Below are 18,837 nucleotides of genomic sequence, written 5' to 3'. Positions count from 1 at the left end.
ATTCTTACTTTATTATCATGTAGGCCTCTCAGGATATTTTCCTGTAAAGCAACCCAAGCAAAGGGAGGATTCGGGTAAACCTATAGATTCACATAGCCCATCGATAGAAAGATAGGCAAAACTGTCTGCGCCTATAATCTCAGCAATCTCATCGTTCGATAAGGCTTTACCTATCAATTCATCTTCTGGAGGAACTTCTGTTCCGAATGGACATCTTGATATTAAAGGAGGGCTACCTATCCTTACATGAACTTTTTTTGCGCCCTTTCTCTTTAGATTATAGACAGTGCTTCTTAGAGTATTTCCCCTTACAACGCTATCGTCGATCAGAATTATTTCTTTACCGTCAACAGACGTCCGTATTGGGTTCAACTTCAACTGAACTCCAACTATCCTATCAAATTGGCTGGGCTTTATTGCGCTTCTTACATGCCTTCCTGTCCTAGTGAATCCGTACTTTACTGGAATTCCGCTATTCTTTGAATATGACATAGAGAAAGGTATGGCTGTATTGGGAACGCCTATAACAACTTCAGCTTTGACAGGATTCTCCTCTGACAACCTTTGACCTATCATATCTCTAACATTGCTAACAGAGATCGAGTTCAAATATGAGTCAAGCCTTGCTAGATAGACATACTCAAAACTGCAGTAAGCTGTCTTATTTTTAATGTGTCTTTTCTCTATACTCAAAGGATCGAACATGACTGTTTCTCCTGGTTTTACAAAACCTGATTGTTCTGCCCCAATTACATCAAGGGCTGAGCTTTCAGATGCTACTGCACCAATATCGAAACCTATGGCCCCAACTTCCAATGGTTTTATTCCTTGAATGTCCCTTCCACAGATCATTTTCTCATCCTTTGTTAGGGTTATAAAAGAGTAGCCACCTCCCACCTCTCTTATCAATGTTTTAGTAGCCTCTAAGGGGTCTCTCAGTTCAGATATTTTCTTAGATAGCATCTCAGCAAATATCTGGAAGGATTTCTGCCTGTTATCGTGTAATGCTGGTTTTCCATCTCCCACCAATGCAAGTTCTATGGGCTTCTCTACCTTTATGGCATAGTCTCTTTTCTCAGCAGACACTTGCCCTATCCCTAGAAAACCCTTCATATAATCTTGCTTTATTTTTCCAAATACTTCATCTACAAGACCCTCACCAGAAATCCATCTTAGCGGTTCAGTATTATCATGATGAGTGTAGATAACCAAGCTTGTCGACTCTTGACCCCTCCCCTGGAGGGCACTCAATCCATAGTAGATGAACTTGGATGAATCCCAGTTTACCCTTTCATCACCAAAAGCATAGAATCCGAATATTCCAGCCAATCTAACCTTTCATCTCCTTTCTCGTCCGAAATTTTAGAGGGTATTTGAGGCATGAGTAGTCTCCTGTTACACATGAAAGGCAGAACTCTTTGATAGGTAATCCTATCCCTCTACTTAGACCTTCTATATCGTTATAACCAACGAAGTCTACTTCTAGGGCGGATGCAACCGCTTTATTGATGAGATTCAAGTCCTTCTCATCTTTGCATACTTTATACACTATCAATTCTTCTTGAGTAGGAAAGTCGATTCCAGTATAGCAAGGGTATCTTATTGGAGGGAATGTTGAAAAGAGACGTATCTTCTTTGCTCCTGCTTTCTTCAATATTCCGACAATTATAGATGAGCTCGTACCTCTAACAATGCTGTCATCCACGACTATTACATCTTTTCCTTCTACAGTAGATCTTATGGCGGTCACCTTCTTAACGATCTCCTCTCTCCTTTTTTGAATAGGCTCTATGAAGCTCCTTAAGCTTCCTCTCTTTCTGTATCTACCTTTCATCAACCCCTCTTCGAAAGGAATCTTTGATTCTACTGAGAACCCTTGAGCAGCAGGTCTAGCTGAGTCAGGTACCGGAATAATCACATCGCCATCAGATTGGTACTTTTTAGCTAGCTCAGCCCCGATCCTCTTCCTTGCAATATAGACGTTTATTCCCTCTAAATAAGAGCTAGGATAGGAGAAGTACGTATACTCAAAGGGGCAATGTGCATGCTTTATACCTGTAGAGAATATAAAGGTTGAAAAACCATCTTTGTCTATCTTGACTAGCTCACCAGGTTTTACGTCCCTTATTAAACTCGCTTCAAGAAAGTCAAGGGCACAGCTCTCTGATGCGATAAAATAAGTTTCTTTTTCTTCTTGATATCCTATACAAAGGGGCCTGAATCCCCTTTCATCCCTTGCTGCTAAAAGCTCACCATTCTCTGTCAAAATGACCATCGAGTAAGAGCCGTCGATTTCTCTATTCAATATTTTAAAAGCTGTCTGCCAATCCTTATATTTGGTAAATAATTGAGTTAGCCTAAAACCAACAAGCTCTGTATCTGTCACTGAAGTAGAAACGTAAAATTGTTCTGATACTTTACTTGCCAATTCTTCTGCATTCACTACAGTTCCATTATGAGCTATGTAAAGTGATTTGCCTATCTTTATAGGGTGGCTATTCTCAATTGTTGTACTGCCTTTTGTGGAGTAGCGAACATGACCTATACCCACATTCCCATGCATCTTCCCAACATTATAAGTATCTTCTAAATCGTTCATGACAAGACCTAGTTTCTTGTAAACTTCGTGGCCAATTACAGCGATTCCCCATGATTCTTGACCTCTATGTTGAAGGCTCTCAAGCCCCCTAACCAAAAATTGTGAGATGTTATAGTCACCTAAGGAATAAGCCCCAATTACTCCACATTTTTCCCTCATTTTACTTCACCCATACTTCTTGGCAAGGACGTTTCCCAACGATCCCGTAAATCAGATATCAATATAGACATCAATTTGTCATCTTTATTAGAGATTTCCAGTTCATCTCCCCCAACTTTACCTATTACACCACATACAATATCGAAATTCTTCATTATTCTTAAGAGTTCATCCATAAGACTACGTTCCACCTCTACTATAAACCTAGAATGAGTCTCTGAGAAGAGGAGTTCGTCGATTCTTAGATCATAAGAAGGAGTCTTTGCGCAATCGATCGATGCACCAATACCCCCTGAGATGCACATCTCCGCTAAAGCTATCAACACTCCACCTTTAGATATATCATGTACAGCTTTAACGAGTCCTTTTCTTATGATATCTTTGACTACGTTTAAAGTCTTCTTTTCTTTGATAAAGTCGATCTGCGGCACAATTCCTCCAACTATATTATGGATATATTCATAATACTCTGATCCACCCATCTCTGATTTCGTCTCACTTAGAATTACCACATAATTCCCTTCATGCTTAAAGTCCATCGTTGTTATCCATCCTTGATCCTCTATCTTACCTATCGCTGCTATAACGGGGGAAGGTTTGATCGCTTTATTCTTTACCTTATCCTCATTATAAAAGCTAACCTTTCCTCCCACACATGGTAGCCCTATAGCCCTTGAATAGTTTGCCAAGCCCCTTACCGATTCGCTAAAAGTCCAGAAGACCTCAGGATTCCCTGGATCGCCAAATTGAAGGTGGTCAACGAAAGCCAATGGCTCAGCACCTACAGAGATAAGGTTTCTGCACGACTCGGATAAGCATCCTGCTGCCCCATTGTAGGGGTCTAGATAACAATGCTTACTATTTCCATCTGCTTTTATGGCCAAGAAAGAGTCATCAGGCAATCTCATTACTGCAACATCTCCCTGACCTGGCTTCACCACAGTCCTTATACCGACTTCATTATCATACTGCTCATAAACCCAACTCCTACTAGCAATATTTGGACTACACATTAACTTTGAAAATATGGATAAGAGATCGGATGAGATTTCTGGTTTTTTAATTTCATTTAAATTCTTTAGATAATCTGGCTCTTTCAACCTTCTATGAATTATAGGTGCTTTAGCCAATATGTTTGCTGGGACGTTAGCTAGCTCTTCTTCTTCCATTTTGACTGTTAGGTTTCCACTATCAGTAACTTCGCCTATTATACTGTATGGCAGCTCATACTTCCTAAATACCTCACAGACTTCTCTCTCATAACCTTGCTCTACTATAAAGACCATCCTCTCTTGGGACTCTGATATCATTATCTCTATAGGGCTAAGATCCTTCTCACGTAAATGGACTTTTGATAGTTCAATCTCGATTCCACATCCACCTTTTTCAGCCATCTCTGATAGACCAGTAGTAAGACCTCCCCCACCTAGATCCTTTAGACCTCTGACATGACCTCTTTCAACGGCTTCTAATGTTGCTTCGATTATGAGTTTTTTCATAAAGGGATCTGGAATCTGTACTGCTGATCGCTCCTTGTCCGATTGACCAGTCAATACTCTTGATGCGAATGTTACTCCATGAATTCCATCCCTTCCAGTACTGCCACCAACGAGTATAACTTTATCTCCAGGATGTTTTGCCTCTGCAAGAACAAGATTTTTACTTCTACCCAATCCAAGGCAGACTACATCTACAAGGCAGTTTCTCTCAAAGCATTCATCGAACTCGATTTCCCCTGCAACTGTTGGCACACCAACACAGTTTCCATAGTCAGAAATGCCCCTCACAACATGCTTAAAGAGCCACCTAGAATGAGAACTATTTTCTATATTACCAAACCTAAGAGAGTCTAAAAGGACGATAGGTCTTGTGCCCATGCAAAGGATGTCCCTCAAAACACCTCCTATCCCCGTTGCCGCCCCTCCATAAGGGTCGATCGCAGATGGGTGATTATGGCTCTCTATATGCAAAGTGACCAAATAACCAGCGCCTATTTCGACAACACCAGCATCATATCCAGGTCCTATTATAACTCTAGGTCCTTTTGTTGGGATTTGCTTTAAAACAGGGATGGATGACTTATAACTGCAATGTTCCGACCATTCAGCATCTATCATAGCCAACTCCAGATCATTAGGCTCCCTTCCTAACATCTTCCTAGCTCTATCGATTTCATCTTTTGTCAAGTCTACAATAACGGGATTCAGGAAGACCAATTACTTCACCTTTTTCTCATATATTCAATCATAGATGTAAAGATCGACCTTCCATCTTCACTCCTAAAAGGGCTTAAAATTCTCTCAGAAGCTCTTTCAGGGTGAGGCATCAAACCTAAGATATTGCCTTCAATATTACATATACCTGCTATGTTATCCATCGAACCGTTAGGATTGGCTTCATCCGTAGCCCTGCCTTCTTCATTAACGTATTTGAGCACGATCTGATTCCTGTCATAAAGCTCTTGAAGATCACGCTCTTCAATGAAATATCTCCCTTCATTATGGGCTATGGGCATCTTTAATATATAAGATCTTTTGAGCTTATCTGTAAAAATAGATTTAATGCTTACAATAGAAAGATTTACCCATTTACAGATGAACTTTAAAGAAGAGTTCCTTAACAACGCTCCTGGAAGAAGCCCAGCCTCTACCAATATCTGAAAACCATTACAAATCCCAAGGATTGGATATCCATCTTTTGCCATCCTTTTCACCTCTCTCATGACAGGGCTATGAGCAGCTATTATCCCACCTCTCAGCCTGTCACCATACGAGAAACCTCCAGGAAGGATTATTCCATCATATTCATTTAGGTCTTCACACTTATACCAGACGAGGTCGGCTTTTATCTTCACAACTTTATTTAAGACATAGATCGTATCCAAATCGCAGTTGCTCCCAGGAAATTGTATGACTGCGACTTTCATACTATTCTCCATCTACGCTTATAGAGCATGTGTGGGCTACTGGGTTGTAGATCCTTAGCTCATCACAAAGCTTTGATGTTGTGTTTTTTGCATCTTCACTCGTCTCAGCATCGATCCACACCTTCAACAACTTTGCCGTTCTCACAATCTTAACCTGTCCATAGCCACCTTTAATCAATAGATCCCTTAGAATCGTCTCCCCCTCAGGGTCTCTAGCACTAGCTTTATTCTCTATAACAACTTTGACAAGGTAAGTCTTCATAAGTTACTTTTCACCAAAATAGGTAAAGGTGTAGTTATAGAAGATAAAAGCATAACCTACGTGATACTAGTTCCTGAGACCCATTATAAACATTCCTTTAGGTTTAAGAAATATGTATAAGTATAACCTAGAGGTATAACCTACACAGTTTTCTGGATAAATCCATTAAACCTTTTCCAATATAACAAAACGATCTAAATATAATAATGTCATTATTATCCTATGTTGGATAGAGATGGTGAAAAGGCGCAATATTGCTCATGTAGTCGTGTTTATTAAAGAGAAGTATAAGAGGGCAGAAACTGTAGCTTGTCAACTTATAGAGAATTTATTAAAATTTGGTATCAATATAACTACAGTACAGCCCTTTAGATACAAATCAATACGCTCCGTGATTTCCATTAGGGAAGTAATGGACAAAGATATAGATCTTTTAGCTACGGTTGGGGGTGATGGCACCATTCTTAGGGCTTTACGGATGATCGATAAAGAAGTCCCAGTGCTTGGGGTAAACGTTGGAAGCAGAGGAGTCTTATCAGAGATATTGCCAAAGGAGGTGACAGCTGCCATCGATAAGTTAATTGAGGGTAAATATGTCTTAGATAGACGTTTGCGCATCAAGTCTTCCACTGATGTTAAAACCTTTCCTCCGGTCTTAAATGAGATTTTTTTCAACCGTGTTTCACATGTTTCCCTACCGACGGTGACCGTAAGAAAATCACAAGAGGTATTTTTAGAGCAGAAGATGGACGGTTTGATAGTAGCAACTCCTACTGGCACTACTGCCCACTCTTTTAGTGGAGGAGGCCCAGTAATTTATGAAGAAGCGAGGTCTATTCTTTTAATGCCAGTATTTCCATTGCTTAGATTACCCTCAATAATTCTCCCTTCAGAAACTATAGAAATATCTTTCTCAGACGATTTCTATATGATAGTTGATGGTCAAGAGGCATATACTATTAACGCCAGGCAATGGATTGAAATCGCTGAACATGAGCGTGATGCTGTCTTCGTAAGGTTCAATAAGAAGAAGATATTACGCCAACTAAATAATCTTGGTTTCTGACAAAAAACGATCAAAAAAGAGAGCTTTAGTTCTGGATTCTACAGCATTTTACGCTGGTATACCATACACAGGTATCTCTATTTATTTTACAACTCCTCAAATTATTCGTGAGATATCTCATAATCGAGCATTAAAAATGGCTATCTCAGCTCTCATAGAAAGTGGTAGGCTGATAGTAACCGAAGTAGTCCGCAATTTAATCGATGAAGTCAAGCAGATGGCAAGTAGAAGTGGGGATGTCATTAAGCTATCAGATGCGGATGTTTCTATCGTTACCCTTGGTGTCCAGTTAAAGCGAGATGGATATGATGTTACGATTGTCTCGGATGATTATTCAATTCAAAATTTAGTTAAATTTTTTAAATTGAAGTTCTCCCCAGTAATGATGAAGGGAATTTCAAAAACTATAAGGTGGTTCATCTACTGTAGTGGATGTGGTAAAGTCTTCAATAACGGTGAAGTAAAAGTATGTGACGTCTGCGGTACAAAGTTAAAAAGGAAGATGAGAAAATAGTGATTAACTATTTAAAATCATTAAGAAATCTCATGTATTATGTATCCTTTCCTTTTATTATATCGAAAAATTGGGGGTCTCGAAGCAAATAGTTACAGCCACTATACGGTAGGATTAAAATCCCCCTCAAGATGACTCCGCCGCGCCCAGTATCTAGCAGTAACCCAATCATTAAGCTGAATTGCTGTTTCAAGATTTTTAAAGTTATTTCCTGCAGGCAGTGTTCCCTCCACTTTCATCAAATAGATATCAGCTACACGCACATGTATTGGTAGACAACGAAGTTCTCTTGCTAGCACTAAAATAATCAGAAACAAAACTACAATAATTAGACCTGCTAAGATTTTTACTTGAAATTCACCAATTTTGAAGTAATTGAGAATGATTGCATTCTCAGAAAAAAGATAATAAGCCACAACTGAGAAAAATATTAACGTATAGACAAGGCTCGTAATCCTGTTTTTTAAATAAGAAACCACTTTTGATTTCCAGATCTGTGATGTTATCGGTTTAAGACCGAAGACTGTATTGGGACCAATGATTTTTATAACCCCCCCTCTAGTCTTTAATGTAATCCCTGGTAAATTTGTGACGCTTTGCTTCCGAAAATGTCGTATTATAAAGAACCCAACTAATCGCTCAACAGGTTCGATAATTATGAGTACAGCAGATAATAAACCTCCAAAGAAAATAATAGCAGTTAACTTTGCCTCAAACGTGGTAAAGTCTTGAAATAAAACAATGATTCCTATTAAAGCATAGGCAAAAGGTATATTATTAAAGATTAGAATTCTAGTGCCTATCGTCATTAATTATCGTAACCTTTTTCGTCTTATGTCAATTGAAATTTTCAAAGTTAAATCTAAATTTACTCATAATATTAAGGTTTTCTGGGTACAATAGTTATCTTTTTAGGTAATATTTCAAATATGATTTTTTTATGCTTCTTGGTGCTCATGTTTCTATCGCAGGATCGATAGATAAGGCTGTCGATAGAGCAAAGCAGATGGAATGTACAACCTTCCAGATATTCACAAGGAATCCAAGAGGCTGGAAATTCTCCCCTCTAAATCAAGAAGATGTTGATGCTTTCATCAAGAAGCTGGAGATTTACGGATTTAACGTATCTGTGGCTCACATGCCCTATTTGCCAAATATCTCATCACCCTTTGATGATGGCTATAAGAATTCAGTAGATACTCTTATAGCAGAGCTATTAAGATGTGGTCAATTGAACGTAGATTATCTCGTCACCCATCTAGGAAGTCATCTTGGTAAGGGTCTCGATATAGGTATTAAGAGGGCAGCTGATGCCTGCAATCAAGCCCTTTCAAGTGTGGATAACGATGTAATGCTTCTGCTCGAAAATACCGCTGGGATGAAGAATAGCGTCGGCTCGGAGTTTAATCACATAAAATGTATAATAGATCAAATAGAACAGAGGGATCGGGTTGGGGTATGCTTTGATACTTGTCATGCTTTTGTAGCAGGCTATAATTTAAACAATAGAAAGGCGGTAAATGAGACTTTAAAACTCTTCGATAAAATAGTCAATCTTTCTAAATTGAGGGTGGTTCATATCAATGATTCTAAAGGGAGATTAAACTCACACTTAGATAGGCATGAACATATAGGTATGGGATTTATTGGCGAAGAAGGTTTCAAAGCGATACTAACTCATAGTGTAATTAGGGAGTTACCTTTGATCTTAGAGACCCCCATTGATAGTAGGCGAGATAGTTTAGGAAATCTTAAGAAGGCAAGGGAGCTTATGAAAGGCAACCTTAAAGATTGTTAAACTTCTTTTGAGTGTAAGACCCAAATATTATCTGATTTTTATCGGTTAAGTCAAAAAAGGCCTATAATCAATTCTTTAACTAAACTTGAGTATACGACTTTGCTAGTTCTTTAAGTTGTTGTAATAACAAAGACCTCTTTTCTGGATACTTTCTCCATTGCTTGTCTAAGTCTCTACGATATTCGGGAGTTATTTTATCTTCTCTACGCAGTTTATTGAGCAAATCTACAAAATTACTGTATTCTTCCTGTCTCCTTACTTCTTCATCATCAACCATCAATTCAAGAGTATGTAAATTTACTACAAATATTAATTATTTTATCTGGAAAATTAAGAAATTTCAACAGAAACATAACCTGCTCTATTTGAAATATTATTACTATAGAACGATCGATAACTTGTTTGATAGCTGTCTTTCCTTTGAAATGATATGTTTGTAAACTTTTTATACTTCTTTTATTGACATACCGTTTCAAAACATTGAGAGGCAAAATTTTGCCATAATGATGATGATAATGGTAAGATCATTCAAAGAAAAATTACCTCAAGAAAGAAGAGTCAAGGAGAAAAAATGCCTTGGTCCTATTTCCCACCTCGAAGAAAGAGTTCCCTCAGACTGGTGGAGGCGTATCTTCAATTCACTTTACCTGAAAACAGATGCAGATTTAGTTGACGATCAAAGCATAACCCGTAGAGAAGTAGATACGTTCTCAAAGATTCTAAAACTCTCGCCTGAAGATAAGATTCTGGATCTATGTTGTGGTCAGGGACGCCATTCTCTGGAACTGGCAAGGAGAGGCTTCAAATACGTTGAAGGATTAGACCGATCCCATTATCTAATACAAAAGGCTAAATCGTCTGCTAAAAGATATGGTCTGAATATTAGATTTAGAGAGGGCGATGCTCGAAAACTACCATATCCACCCGATACCTTTGATGCGGTTTTGATACTGGGGAACAGTTTCGGCTATTTCGATACCATCCAAGATGACCTAAGGGTTTTAGAGGAGATATTTAGAGTTTTAAAACCTTGGGGCAGGGTACTCATCGATGTCGCTGATGGGGAATATTTAAAGAAAAAATTTCAAACTCACTCTTGGGAATGGATAGATAAGAATTATTTTGTATGCAGGGAGCGCTCCCTTTCCGTTGATGGAGAGCGTCTAATATCAAGGGAAGTAATTACCCATGTGGAAAAGGGCGTGGTTGCCGACCAATTCTATTCGGAAAGGCTTTACACCAAGAAAGGCCTGACCCAACTTCTGAAAACAGCAAACTTCAGTGATATCTCTCTTGAGAGTGAAATTTCTTCTAGTTCCCATAGAAAAAAGGACTTTGGCATGATGGAGCGTCGCTATATATTTACCGCTGTGGTCAAGAAAGAATGGAAGCCTACTAAAAAGAGAGTAAAAGAGGCGGTGAAGAGGGCGATAGTAATTTTGGGCGACCCTAGTAAACTAGACACTTTAAAGCCCTGCTCCATCTTCGATGACGACGATTTATACACAATCGATCAGTTGAAGTCAACTTTGGGGGAACTTAAAGGCTACCAGTTTTCATACCTGAGTAATCATGATAATTTAATCCAAGAATTGATTAGACTGAAAAGGAAGATCGATTTCGTTTTTAATCTGTGTGATGAGGGTTACAGCAACGATGCTGTAAAGGAGCTTCATATACCCGCCTTGCTAGAGATGCTTGGCATCCCCTACACAGGCTCTGGACCTCAGTGTCTTGCTTATTGTTATGATAAATCACTTGTCAGAGGAATTGCTAAGGAGATGAAAATCCCTGTGCCTAAAGCTTTCTTTATTAAGCCAGAAGATAGAACCTTTGAACTTTCCTTTGGCTTCCCTGCTATCGTAAAACCAAACTTTGGTGATTCCAGTTTCGGAATAACGCAAAGGAGTGTGTCAAATAGTGTAGAGGAGCTTATGAATGCCATTTCTGAAATAAGGGAGAAATTTGGCTACGGTAAACCCATTCTTGTCGAGGAATTCCTTACAGGGAAGGACCTCAGCGTGGGAGTAATTGGAAACCCTCCTGAATCTTACATAGTACTACCCATTACTGAGGAAGATTACTCGGAGCTTCCAAAAGAGCTCCCTAGAATCTGCGGTTATGAGGCCAAGTGGCTTCCAGAGTCACCATATTGGAAAATCAAGTCCGTTCCTGCCCAGCTACCAAGGGAGACAGAAAAGTTGATCGTGGAATGCTGTTTGAAGTTGTTTGAAAGGCTGGAGTGTAGGGATTACTGTCGGTTCGATTGGAGGCTGGATTGTGAGGGAAACCCAAAGCTCCTTGAGGTGAACCCCAATCCAGGATGGTGCTGGGATGGACATCTTGCAAAGATGGCAAAAATTGCGGGTATGTCGTATAAAGATATGCTAGGCGCTATTTTAAGATCAGCAGAACAACGATTAGGAATTCAAACATTGAATGAAAAGAGAGAAGAGAGGCGCATTATAGAAATTTCGGCTAAAACAGTGTAAGGTAATGTAAAAAGACCAACGCTCCGTCCTGATGTTCATCTAATAAGTATAGAATTGGCAAGTATTTTGTGTCTTAAAGCAATAAGTTAACAATCATTTGTATTTAATAAGTGAATGATTATAATAAAGTTCTAACATAATCTTATGCCAATTATTTCTATAATGTAAAATCATCTAACTGCATAAATAAATTAATCCTTTTTTTTTATAAAAGGTAAATGTTAGATCTAGCATACGATTTCATAAGAGATTATTTCTTATACAAAGTAGAACCAGACACTTCACATCACGTTGGACAACGCTTTCTGGAAGATTTTCGTTGGACATTTTGGTTAGTTAAGGACCGATTTATAGAAAATCCCGTGTTACGAGTAAAACTAGCTGGTGTAAAATTGTCAGATCCTTTCATTCTAGCTGCTGGATGGGATAAAAATGGTAGGATAACTAAATCAATGGTTTATTGTGGATTTCGTAATATTACTATAGGTTCAGTAAGACCGAATATATATCTTGGAAATAAAAGACCCTGGTTTGATAGAGATCCCCATGCAATACCACCATGGTACCAGAATTCTATGGGTTTACCATCAGAAGGAGCAGAAACAGTTGCTAGATATTTAAAATCATTGGGAGAATTAAGAGAGCGTATAAAACTAATAATTGGTTATAGTGGGAATTCGGCTGAAGAGATTTTACAAGTCGATAAGGTTTTAGGGGCTTATACTAACATAAGAGAACTAGACGTAAGTTGCCCAAATGTACCAAATGGTACCAGACTGGAAAGAGATTTGGAAAGTTTAGAAACTTTGGTTGATTCTTTGAATGCCCAATATAAAACTCCAATTTCGATAAAAATATCACAATACCAAGTTTGGAAGGATAAAATCGAACTGAAAAAATTAGCAAGAAAAGCTCAAGATTTAGGATTATTCATCACTGCAAGTAATACTTTGTCTCGTACAAATAAAAAATTTGAAATGAAAAAGGGGGGGTTGAGCGGGCCCATTTTGTATAAAGATACGGTTAAAATAACAAAATTAATTTATCAAGAAACTGAGAACGAAGTACCAATAATTGCAACAGGCGGCATTGAGACAGGAAGGCAAGCTTTCGAAATAATTGGTTATGGTGCCAGCGCTATTGGCTTTCTTACAGTACTTATTAGAAGAGGCCCTTTTGCTCCAAGTCGAATTAGACAAGAATTCTTATCCGAATTAAGTCTGAGTCCTTATTCGTCTGTTGAAGATTTAAGGGGTAAATTTCTCCGATAAAAATATTGAGACACAAGGAAGATAGACAAATTAGGATCTTTAGTTAACTCTTATTCCAATCATTTATTTATTAAAAAAGTTTAGGATTATCATCAAATATTTAGTCGTTATATGGTTTAGAATCTTCAGACTCTTCCTCGCTATCTAAAGATTCTAACTCTTCAAATTTTATAAAATTTAAGGTTTACTTTGGAAGATGGTCTTAAGAAAGTAAAAGAGTTAACTAAAGACATTAAATCTATAGACTATCCGTAAGCCATATCCAATATCTGTATAGGGTGAACTACTTTAGCATTTGTCATTTGTTCGATCTGCATCTTACAAGTCGGGCAGTCGGTCAAAACAAATTTAGCATTCATCTTATTCATTTGATCGAATAGCTTTGATCCAATTTTTATTGAGAGATCGAAGTTCTTAGATACTAATCCGTAAGTGCCAGCCATACCACAACATTTGTCATCCTCAATTTCCTTAAAATTTAACCCAGGTATTGTTTTCACAATATTCCAAGTAGGCGTACCTATCTTCTGAACTTTCAAGTGGCAAGGAACATGATATGTTATCAACTTCGATATTTCTACTTCCTTAAAATTGGTGTTTAATTTACCTTCATTAAATAATTTCATAAGATACTCCCCCAAGTCATATGTATGCTCTGAAATCGATCTTGTATCTTCATTTACAAAAAACTCAACATAATCATACTTAAGACTGAGGCTACAAGAAGGGCAGCTAGTAACTATGTCGTATCCATCTTTTACAAACTTAATCAGTTTTCTCACATTAAACTCCATCTCCTTCTTTGCTAAATCTTGACGCCCATGATATAGCATAGGTATTCCACAACATTTCTGATCTGGTACTACTACTTTGACGCCGTTTTTTACTAAAACATTGACGGTCGCTCTACTTACATCGGGTGAAATCCAACGAGCAAAGCATCCTGCAAAGTACGCTACTTTATGATTACTGAATTGCTCGGGAGTTCTGAACAAATCCTTTAGCTCATCACGATGGAATTTTGGAATCTTTCTTCTCTCATCTATCAAAAGGATTTTTTGTAGAATGGACCTGAAGAATCCTAAATTCATAAATAAATTGGTAACTGGACGAGTGATACTCCCAAGCCTTAAGAGCAAAGGCACGTTCGTTATAACATAGTCGGATAATGGTTGACCGACCCTCTTTATACAATCAGCCCTAGCTTGTAGTACCATCTTTGGTATATTTATACCAGTTGGACATTCTATGTAACACATACCGCAGATGAGGCAGTAATTAAATATTTCAAGAAATTCTTTTTTATATATATAATGAATATTTAATTGACCCGAAATCAGAGATTGTAACAGATTTACCTTAGATTTTGGTGATGCCCTCTCATCATGTGAGACCTTGTATATTGGGCACATGTCCGTTAGAACAATAGACTTACATTGGGCACAACCATGGCAAGCCTCTATTTCAGAGACATATTTTTTATCATCAAAAGAAGTACCTGTCTTTATAATTTTATAGCTTGGATCATACCTTAAATTCTTGATCATATTATTTTTATCTCCAGATATCTTCACGTCTGGGTTTAGAATCCCTGACGGATCGAAGATACTTTTCACTTCTTTGAATAAAGGATAAATCTGCTTGAATAGTTTCGGTAAGTAAGCTGATCTGTATCTTCCATCACCATGCTCTCCTGAGAAAGTCCCTCCTAATTCCAGTACTAAGTCGTAGATTTCGTTGGTTATCGGTTTCATCTTACTGAAATCATCTTGATCTTTAGGGTTCATGACAACCCTTACATGCATATTGCCGTCTATGGCATGTCCATAGATAATAGCAGGTACCCCATACTTTGCAAATATTTCATAAAGCCCTCTGATGTAATTAGGAATCTTCGATGGATCGACTGCAGAATCTTCCGCAAGAGGTACTGGTTTCTTTATACCATTCATCCTGTTTATGATAGGAGTTGCTGATTTCCTCACTTGCCATAATCTTTCTTGTTCGGCTGAATCATAAGCTACATCGACCTTGATAGCAAGTTTCAGATCGTCGACAAGAGTTTTTCTCATATTATCGATATCTTCTTTTATTCGTTCGATAGTATCTCCATCGAATTCTATTAGTATGACTACATCAGTACTTTTAGGAAGCATTTTATTAATGGCTGGGTCAGCTTTCTGGATTAGATTAATCAAGAGCTTGTCCATTAATTCTCCCGTAGCTGGCTTGAACTTTAATATCTCAGTAATAGCCTTACCTGCAAATTCTAAACTTGCAAAGTATGCAAGGGCAGTAGCCTTTACTTTAGGTCTTTTTATTATCTTGAGTTTGGCTTCGATTATTATACCAAGAGTTCCCTCTGAACCTAAAAGGAGTTTTGTTATATCTATCTTATCATCTTTAACGATCTCCTTCAAGTAGTAACCACTAGCGTTCTTCATGACTTTAGGATAGGATTTTTCAATTAAAGCATAGTTTCTTTTGTAAACTTTTCTAAGTTTTCTATAAATTTTACCTTTTAAAGTGTTAGAATGAATTATCTGCTTCCATATATCACCGTCCAATTCTATAGGCCTCGTTGTGATAACTTCACCATTCGAAAGCACCACCTTCAAAGATAAAGTATAATCCCTTGTATCTCCATATTTAGCGGAATGAGGGCCAGCAGCGTTATTGGCTATCATGCCTCCAATAGTGCACCAATTGCTACTTGATGGGTCAGGTGGGAAGAATCTGTCAATATCTAACAATACTTCATTGAGATCGGCCTGCACAACGCCCGGTTGAACCTTGACATAAGATTCTTTTTCGTTAATTTCAAGTATTTTGTTCATATATTTACTGAAATCGAGAATTATTCCTTCACCCAATGCCTGTCCCACGAGTGAAGAGCCTGCCCCTCTTGCTGTAATTGGGATGTTATGGGCAAAAGCGTACTTTACAACTTTAATTACGTCTTCTTCATCTTTTGGTAACACCACACCCAAGGGCATTATCTTGAACATACAAGCAGCTTTACTATAGAGGGCCCTAGAGATTTCGTCGAATCGAACATCGCCTTTTACCATGCGTTTAAGATCAGAGGTTATTTTGATTGATTCGTTTCTCAGATTAGTGCACCATTCACATAATAAACTTGGAAGATTATGTTAGATTAAGATATTTTAAATAAGATTGTATTTATATTTTCATCTACTTAAATAAAGATATTAAAGATGTAATCACCAATCAAATAGAGCCTCGTCTCTGCCATTTTGGACCTCAATCATATCTATAATCTATAATTCAACATTACTGTCTTGTATTGTAGACGCTGGTTTCCTTAGGAAAGACATTGAGTCAAAAAGAGTATTACAACTTACGTTATATTTAATAACGCATTTGAATAAATATTGTATGGGAGTCATGATAACACCGTATGAGATGGTATCAAAAGTAGCTATTCCAACAATACGTGCCATGATATCAAAACGGCTTATAGAAAATCATAAGCTAACACAAGAAGAAGTTGCAAATAAGTTAGACATCACTCAAGCTGCTGTAAGCTACTATATGATGGGAAAGCGTGCTACTATTTTGAAATTGGATCATATAAAAGCGGTTAGAGACTCTACAGAAGAGCTCGCTGATCTTCTGTTTATTGGAGATATAAGTCGGAAGGAGATTAGAGAAAGAATTACAGAAGTTTGCGATTATTTAAGAGAGTCAAAGCTCTTATGCAAGGTTCATAAGCAACTTGAGCCTGACCTTGATATAGAGGGTTGTCATGCTTGTGATAGGCCGTTGAAAAGGAGAGCAAACTACACGACCTATATAGCATGAAATTTTTGATATAATGTAATATTGTATTAACTTTCTCTTAACCTAGACTCGACTACCTTCTCATAATTTCTCTCAATTTCTGCTTTTATTATATCGGTGGTAATTTCTCCCTTAGACTTAAGCATAGCTGATAAAGTTGCACCACCAGCACCTACACCTTCTCTCACGAATCCAGATCCAAAAGCCCTGAGACCTTCTTTTTTAGACTTTCCAAGTCCTGGATCTGCACCAAAGATAGGTATGTTTGCTGATTGATTGACCAACCATTGTATGCTTGATGTTGGGTCTTCGACTATATATTTCGTTGTTCCTATGGCAATATTGCTTAAGATTTCGGGTCTTATTCTGCTTATCAATGCCAAAACCGCAGTCATCTGTGTACCACCAGCTAAGATCACTGGAACTTTCGGCGCTGCGCCTAAAGCCATCCCTACAACACTTATCATCATAGGATCTCCAAGGGTTGCGATTGCCCCAAGTGGGTCGTTTCTTAAATCACCTATTTGAATGCCAGCTGCCCTCATTCCCTCCTCAACAACTTTATTCTTGATTTCATGGGGATTATCAGGCATGCTACTACTCACCTTTCCCCTTGCATCTATACCAAGTCCCATCAAGACGCCCAAAGCGGTAGTTGTTCCACCTGGCAGGGTTTCTCCAAGAACCAAGTAATCAGCTAGATAGGAAAAATTTCTACCAATAAGCTCTGCGTAATCAATAGCCTTTTCAACCACATCTCTATCAAGAGCTCTACCTGTCTGTATGTTATCCCCAGGACTTGGTATATTGAGTGAGAAATATGGGGTGTAAGGCTTTACTTCACAACCAGCTTCGACGACGAAGAAAGGGATTTCTGCAAGCTTTAGAGCACTCATAGTTATTATTGCTGGTGTAGGTTTTCCATCAGGTGTTGCTGGAACTACAGGAATGCATTTACATTCACCGTAATAAACGAGCTCTACATCTGCCGGAGGTGTATACTTTATCAACTCAGGATTTGCACCAGCTACTGTTATTCCCGGAACTAGTGCAGTCATAGTGTTCGACATAGTACAGATGAAGACTGGTTCTTTCCCTTTCAGATTATTGATAAATCTGGATGCTTTAGCATCATCTCCAATCACACTTACATATCTTAGATCAGTGATCATATATATCAACTCTTTATAATTGAGATCAAATATACGGATGGATCATCCAACCATATAAATCTTATTTAATGTATTACAATTGTAATACATTCATGTGACAATTATATCCATCAGATTTATTCATCTCAAAGAAAAGTGATATATTTAAAGCCTTGGCCTTATCAGATTTAGAATTTCCATATGGAAAATATAATTCTCTAGTTGGTTTCCATATGGAAATCTATTTCCATATGGAAAATACCCCATCAGTATTTTATTTATAGAAACAATGGGAAGGTCTTTTAGAAAGGTTGTTTCACTCATTAAACTTCTTAACGGCTAGAGTTGGTGTTTAGATATCTAACTTGTTTTAGTAAAATAGGGTACCCTTAAATTGAATAAATTATAAAGAGAGGCCGATTTGCCCTACTAGATTATTAAATTTCTTCTCACCAAATTCAGGTTCTGAATTTTGCTGCCTTACCCATTCTTTCAACTTGATGATTGCCTGACCAGTTTCTATCGTCTCTCTTGCTATGTTCAATCCCTCTTTGATATCCTTGGCTTGACCCATCATATAGAGAATAGGGGCAGTGTTTAAACATACCATCTCGCTCTTCGATCCTCGATCCTTGCCACTTAATATTCTCAGGAAGTTCAATGCTTCCTCTTTTCTATTCGAAGCGGGAAGAAGGTCGCATTCATTTGCATTTTTAATTCCTAAATCCTCTGGCATAATCGTATTAGTAGTAATCTCACCGTTTTCATGAAGTTCAGCGATCACCGTTTCACCTA

16 protein-coding genes are annotated in these 18,837 nt (G+C 37.9%); 6 read left to right on the top strand and 10 right to left on the bottom strand.

Annotated elements, in window-relative coordinates; translation table 11 throughout:
- Nucleotides 1–15: 15 nt before the first annotated feature.
- The 5 genes from L6N96_05165 to purS are packed head-to-tail and all read right to left on the bottom strand — an operon-like array spanning nucleotide 16 to nucleotide 5,946.
- Nucleotides 16–1,329, bottom strand: coding sequence for an amidophosphoribosyltransferase (locus L6N96_05165; protein ID MCP8323549.1), 1,314 nt, complete (start codon nucleotides 1,327–1,329; stop codon nucleotides 16–18).
- A gap of 1 nt (nucleotide 1,330) precedes the next feature.
- The gene (purF, locus tag L6N96_05160) at nucleotides 1,331–2,758 is read right to left on the bottom strand and encodes an amidophosphoribosyltransferase (GenBank protein MCP8323548.1); all 1,428 of its coding nucleotides are present in this window, start codon (nucleotides 2,756–2,758) and stop codon (nucleotides 1,331–1,333) included.
- Nucleotides 2,755–4,974, bottom strand: a complete 2,220-nt coding sequence (purL, locus tag L6N96_05155; GenBank protein MCP8323547.1) for a phosphoribosylformylglycinamidine synthase subunit PurL — start codon at nucleotides 4,972–4,974, stop codon at nucleotides 2,755–2,757. The genes purF and purL overlap by 4 nt, the downstream gene beginning before the upstream one ends.
- 5 nt (nucleotides 4,975–4,979) lie before the next feature.
- Nucleotides 4,980–5,684, bottom strand: coding sequence for a phosphoribosylformylglycinamidine synthase I (gene purQ, locus L6N96_05150; protein ID MCP8323546.1), 705 nt, complete (start codon nucleotides 5,682–5,684; stop codon nucleotides 4,980–4,982).
- A gap of 1 nt (nucleotide 5,685) precedes the next feature.
- On the bottom strand, nucleotides 5,686–5,946 hold the full coding sequence (purS, locus tag L6N96_05145; protein MCP8323545.1) for a phosphoribosylformylglycinamidine synthase subunit PurS: 261 nt from the start codon (nucleotides 5,944–5,946) through the stop codon (nucleotides 5,686–5,688).
- A gap of 235 nt (nucleotides 5,947–6,181) precedes the next feature.
- Between purS and L6N96_05140 the strand changes: the two genes are divergently transcribed.
- Nucleotides 6,182–7,012 carry an NAD(+)/NADH kinase gene (locus L6N96_05140; protein MCP8323544.1) on the top strand — a complete coding sequence of 277 codons (831 nt, stop codon included), beginning with the start codon at nucleotides 6,182–6,184 and terminating at the stop codon, nucleotides 7,010–7,012.
- Complete coding sequence (locus tag L6N96_05135; GenBank protein MCP8323543.1) at nucleotides 7,002–7,526, top strand: hypothetical protein; 525 nt, start codon at nucleotides 7,002–7,004, stop codon at nucleotides 7,524–7,526. Before L6N96_05140 ends, L6N96_05135 begins: the two co-directional genes overlap by 11 nt.
- A 101-nt stretch (nucleotides 7,527–7,627) precedes the next feature.
- Here the strand turns inward: L6N96_05135 and L6N96_05130 are convergent, their stop codons facing one another.
- Entirely contained in the window at nucleotides 7,628–8,335 is a 708-nt protein-coding gene (locus tag L6N96_05130; GenBank protein MCP8323542.1) for a hypothetical protein, read from the bottom strand.
- A gap of 131 nt (nucleotides 8,336–8,466) precedes the next feature.
- Between L6N96_05130 and L6N96_05125 the strand changes: the two genes are divergently transcribed.
- Nucleotides 8,467–9,324 carry a deoxyribonuclease IV gene (locus L6N96_05125; GenBank protein ID MCP8323541.1) on the top strand — a complete coding sequence of 286 codons (858 nt, stop codon included), beginning with the start codon at nucleotides 8,467–8,469 and terminating at the stop codon, nucleotides 9,322–9,324.
- Nucleotides 9,325–9,403: 79 nt separating this feature from the next.
- Here the strand turns inward: L6N96_05125 and L6N96_05120 are convergent, their stop codons facing one another.
- Nucleotides 9,404–9,601 (bottom strand): hypothetical protein, encoded by a 198-nt coding sequence (locus L6N96_05120; protein ID MCP8323540.1) that lies wholly within the window; start codon nucleotides 9,599–9,601, stop codon nucleotides 9,404–9,406.
- Between the two features lie 238 nt (nucleotides 9,602–9,839).
- Between L6N96_05120 and L6N96_05115 the strand changes: the two genes are divergently transcribed.
- On the top strand, nucleotides 9,840–11,816 hold the full coding sequence (locus tag L6N96_05115) for a methyltransferase domain-containing protein (protein ID MCP8323539.1): 1,977 nt from the start codon (nucleotides 9,840–9,842) through the stop codon (nucleotides 11,814–11,816).
- A 218-nt stretch (nucleotides 11,817–12,034) separates the two neighbouring features.
- Nucleotides 12,035–13,087 (top strand): hypothetical protein, encoded by a 1,053-nt coding sequence (locus L6N96_05110; GenBank protein MCP8323538.1) that lies wholly within the window; start codon nucleotides 12,035–12,037, stop codon nucleotides 13,085–13,087.
- A 245-nt stretch (nucleotides 13,088–13,332) separates the two neighbouring features.
- Here L6N96_05110 and L6N96_05105 read toward each other — a convergent pair whose 3' ends face one another.
- Nucleotides 13,333–16,158, bottom strand: coding sequence for an anaerobic glycerol-3-phosphate dehydrogenase subunit C (locus tag L6N96_05105; protein MCP8323537.1), 2,826 nt, complete (start codon nucleotides 16,156–16,158; stop codon nucleotides 13,333–13,335).
- Nucleotides 16,159–16,495: 337 nt separating this feature from the next.
- Between L6N96_05105 and L6N96_05100 the strand changes: the two genes are divergently transcribed.
- Entirely contained in the window at nucleotides 16,496–16,912 is a 417-nt protein-coding gene (locus L6N96_05100) for a helix-turn-helix domain-containing protein (protein ID MCP8323536.1), read from the top strand.
- A gap of 26 nt (nucleotides 16,913–16,938) precedes the next feature.
- On the opposite strand, the gene L6N96_05095 is transcribed toward L6N96_05100, so the two are convergent.
- Together L6N96_05095 and L6N96_05090 are read right to left on the bottom strand one after the other, a co-directional pair.
- The gene (locus tag L6N96_05095) at nucleotides 16,939–18,063 is read right to left on the bottom strand and encodes a TIGR00303 family protein (protein ID MCP8323535.1); all 1,125 of its coding nucleotides are present in this window, start codon (nucleotides 18,061–18,063) and stop codon (nucleotides 16,939–16,941) included.
- 382 nt (nucleotides 18,064–18,445) lie between these two features.
- Nucleotides 18,446–18,837, bottom strand: a 392-nt coding sequence (locus L6N96_05090; GenBank protein MCP8323534.1) for a hypothetical protein, incomplete at its 5' end; no start/stop codon positions are given.

It is taken from the genome of Candidatus Methylarchaceae archaeon HK02M2 (genome assembly GCA_024256165.1).
GTDB lineage: Archaea > Thermoproteota > Nitrososphaeria > Nitrososphaerales > JACAEJ01 > HK02M2.
The sequence above is the reverse complement of the archived record's forward strand: the minus strand, read 5'-3'. Positions and strand labels throughout refer to the sequence as shown.

Bases quoted from the DNA above. Each gene is read 5' to 3' on its own strand.
- L6N96_05120 (MCP8323540.1), bottom strand. From the start codon at position 9,601: ATGGTTGATGATGAAGAAGTAAGGAGACAGGAAGAATACAGTAATTTT.
- L6N96_05140 (MCP8323544.1), top strand. From the start codon at position 6,182: ATGGTGAAAAGGCGCAATATTGCTCATGTAGTCGTGTTTATTAAAGAG.
- L6N96_05110 (MCP8323538.1), top strand. From the start codon at position 12,035: ATGTTAGATCTAGCATACGATTTCATAAGAGATTATTTCTTATACAAA.
- L6N96_05125 (MCP8323541.1), top strand. From the start codon at position 8,467: ATGCTTCTTGGTGCTCATGTTTCTATCGCAGGATCGATAGATAAGGCT.
- L6N96_05130 (MCP8323542.1), bottom strand. From the start codon at position 8,335: ATGACGATAGGCACTAGAATTCTAATCTTTAATAATATACCTTTTGCC.
- L6N96_05095 (MCP8323535.1), bottom strand. From the start codon at position 18,063: ATGATCACTGATCTAAGATATGTAAGTGTGATTGGAGATGATGCTAAA.
- L6N96_05100 (MCP8323536.1), top strand. From the start codon at position 16,496: ATGATAACACCGTATGAGATGGTATCAAAAGTAGCTATTCCAACAATA.
- purS (MCP8323545.1), bottom strand. From the start codon at position 5,946: ATGAAGACTTACCTTGTCAAAGTTGTTATAGAGAATAAAGCTAGTGCT.
- purQ (MCP8323546.1), bottom strand. From the start codon at position 5,684: ATGAAAGTCGCAGTCATACAATTTCCTGGGAGCAACTGCGATTTGGAT.
- L6N96_05105 (MCP8323537.1), bottom strand. From the start codon at position 16,158: ATGGTAAAAGGCGATGTTCGATTCGACGAAATCTCTAGGGCCCTCTAT.
- L6N96_05115 (MCP8323539.1), top strand. From the start codon at position 9,840: ATGGTAAGATCATTCAAAGAAAAATTACCTCAAGAAAGAAGAGTCAAG.
- purF (MCP8323548.1), bottom strand. From the start codon at position 2,758: ATGAGGGAAAAATGTGGAGTAATTGGGGCTTATTCCTTAGGTGACTAT.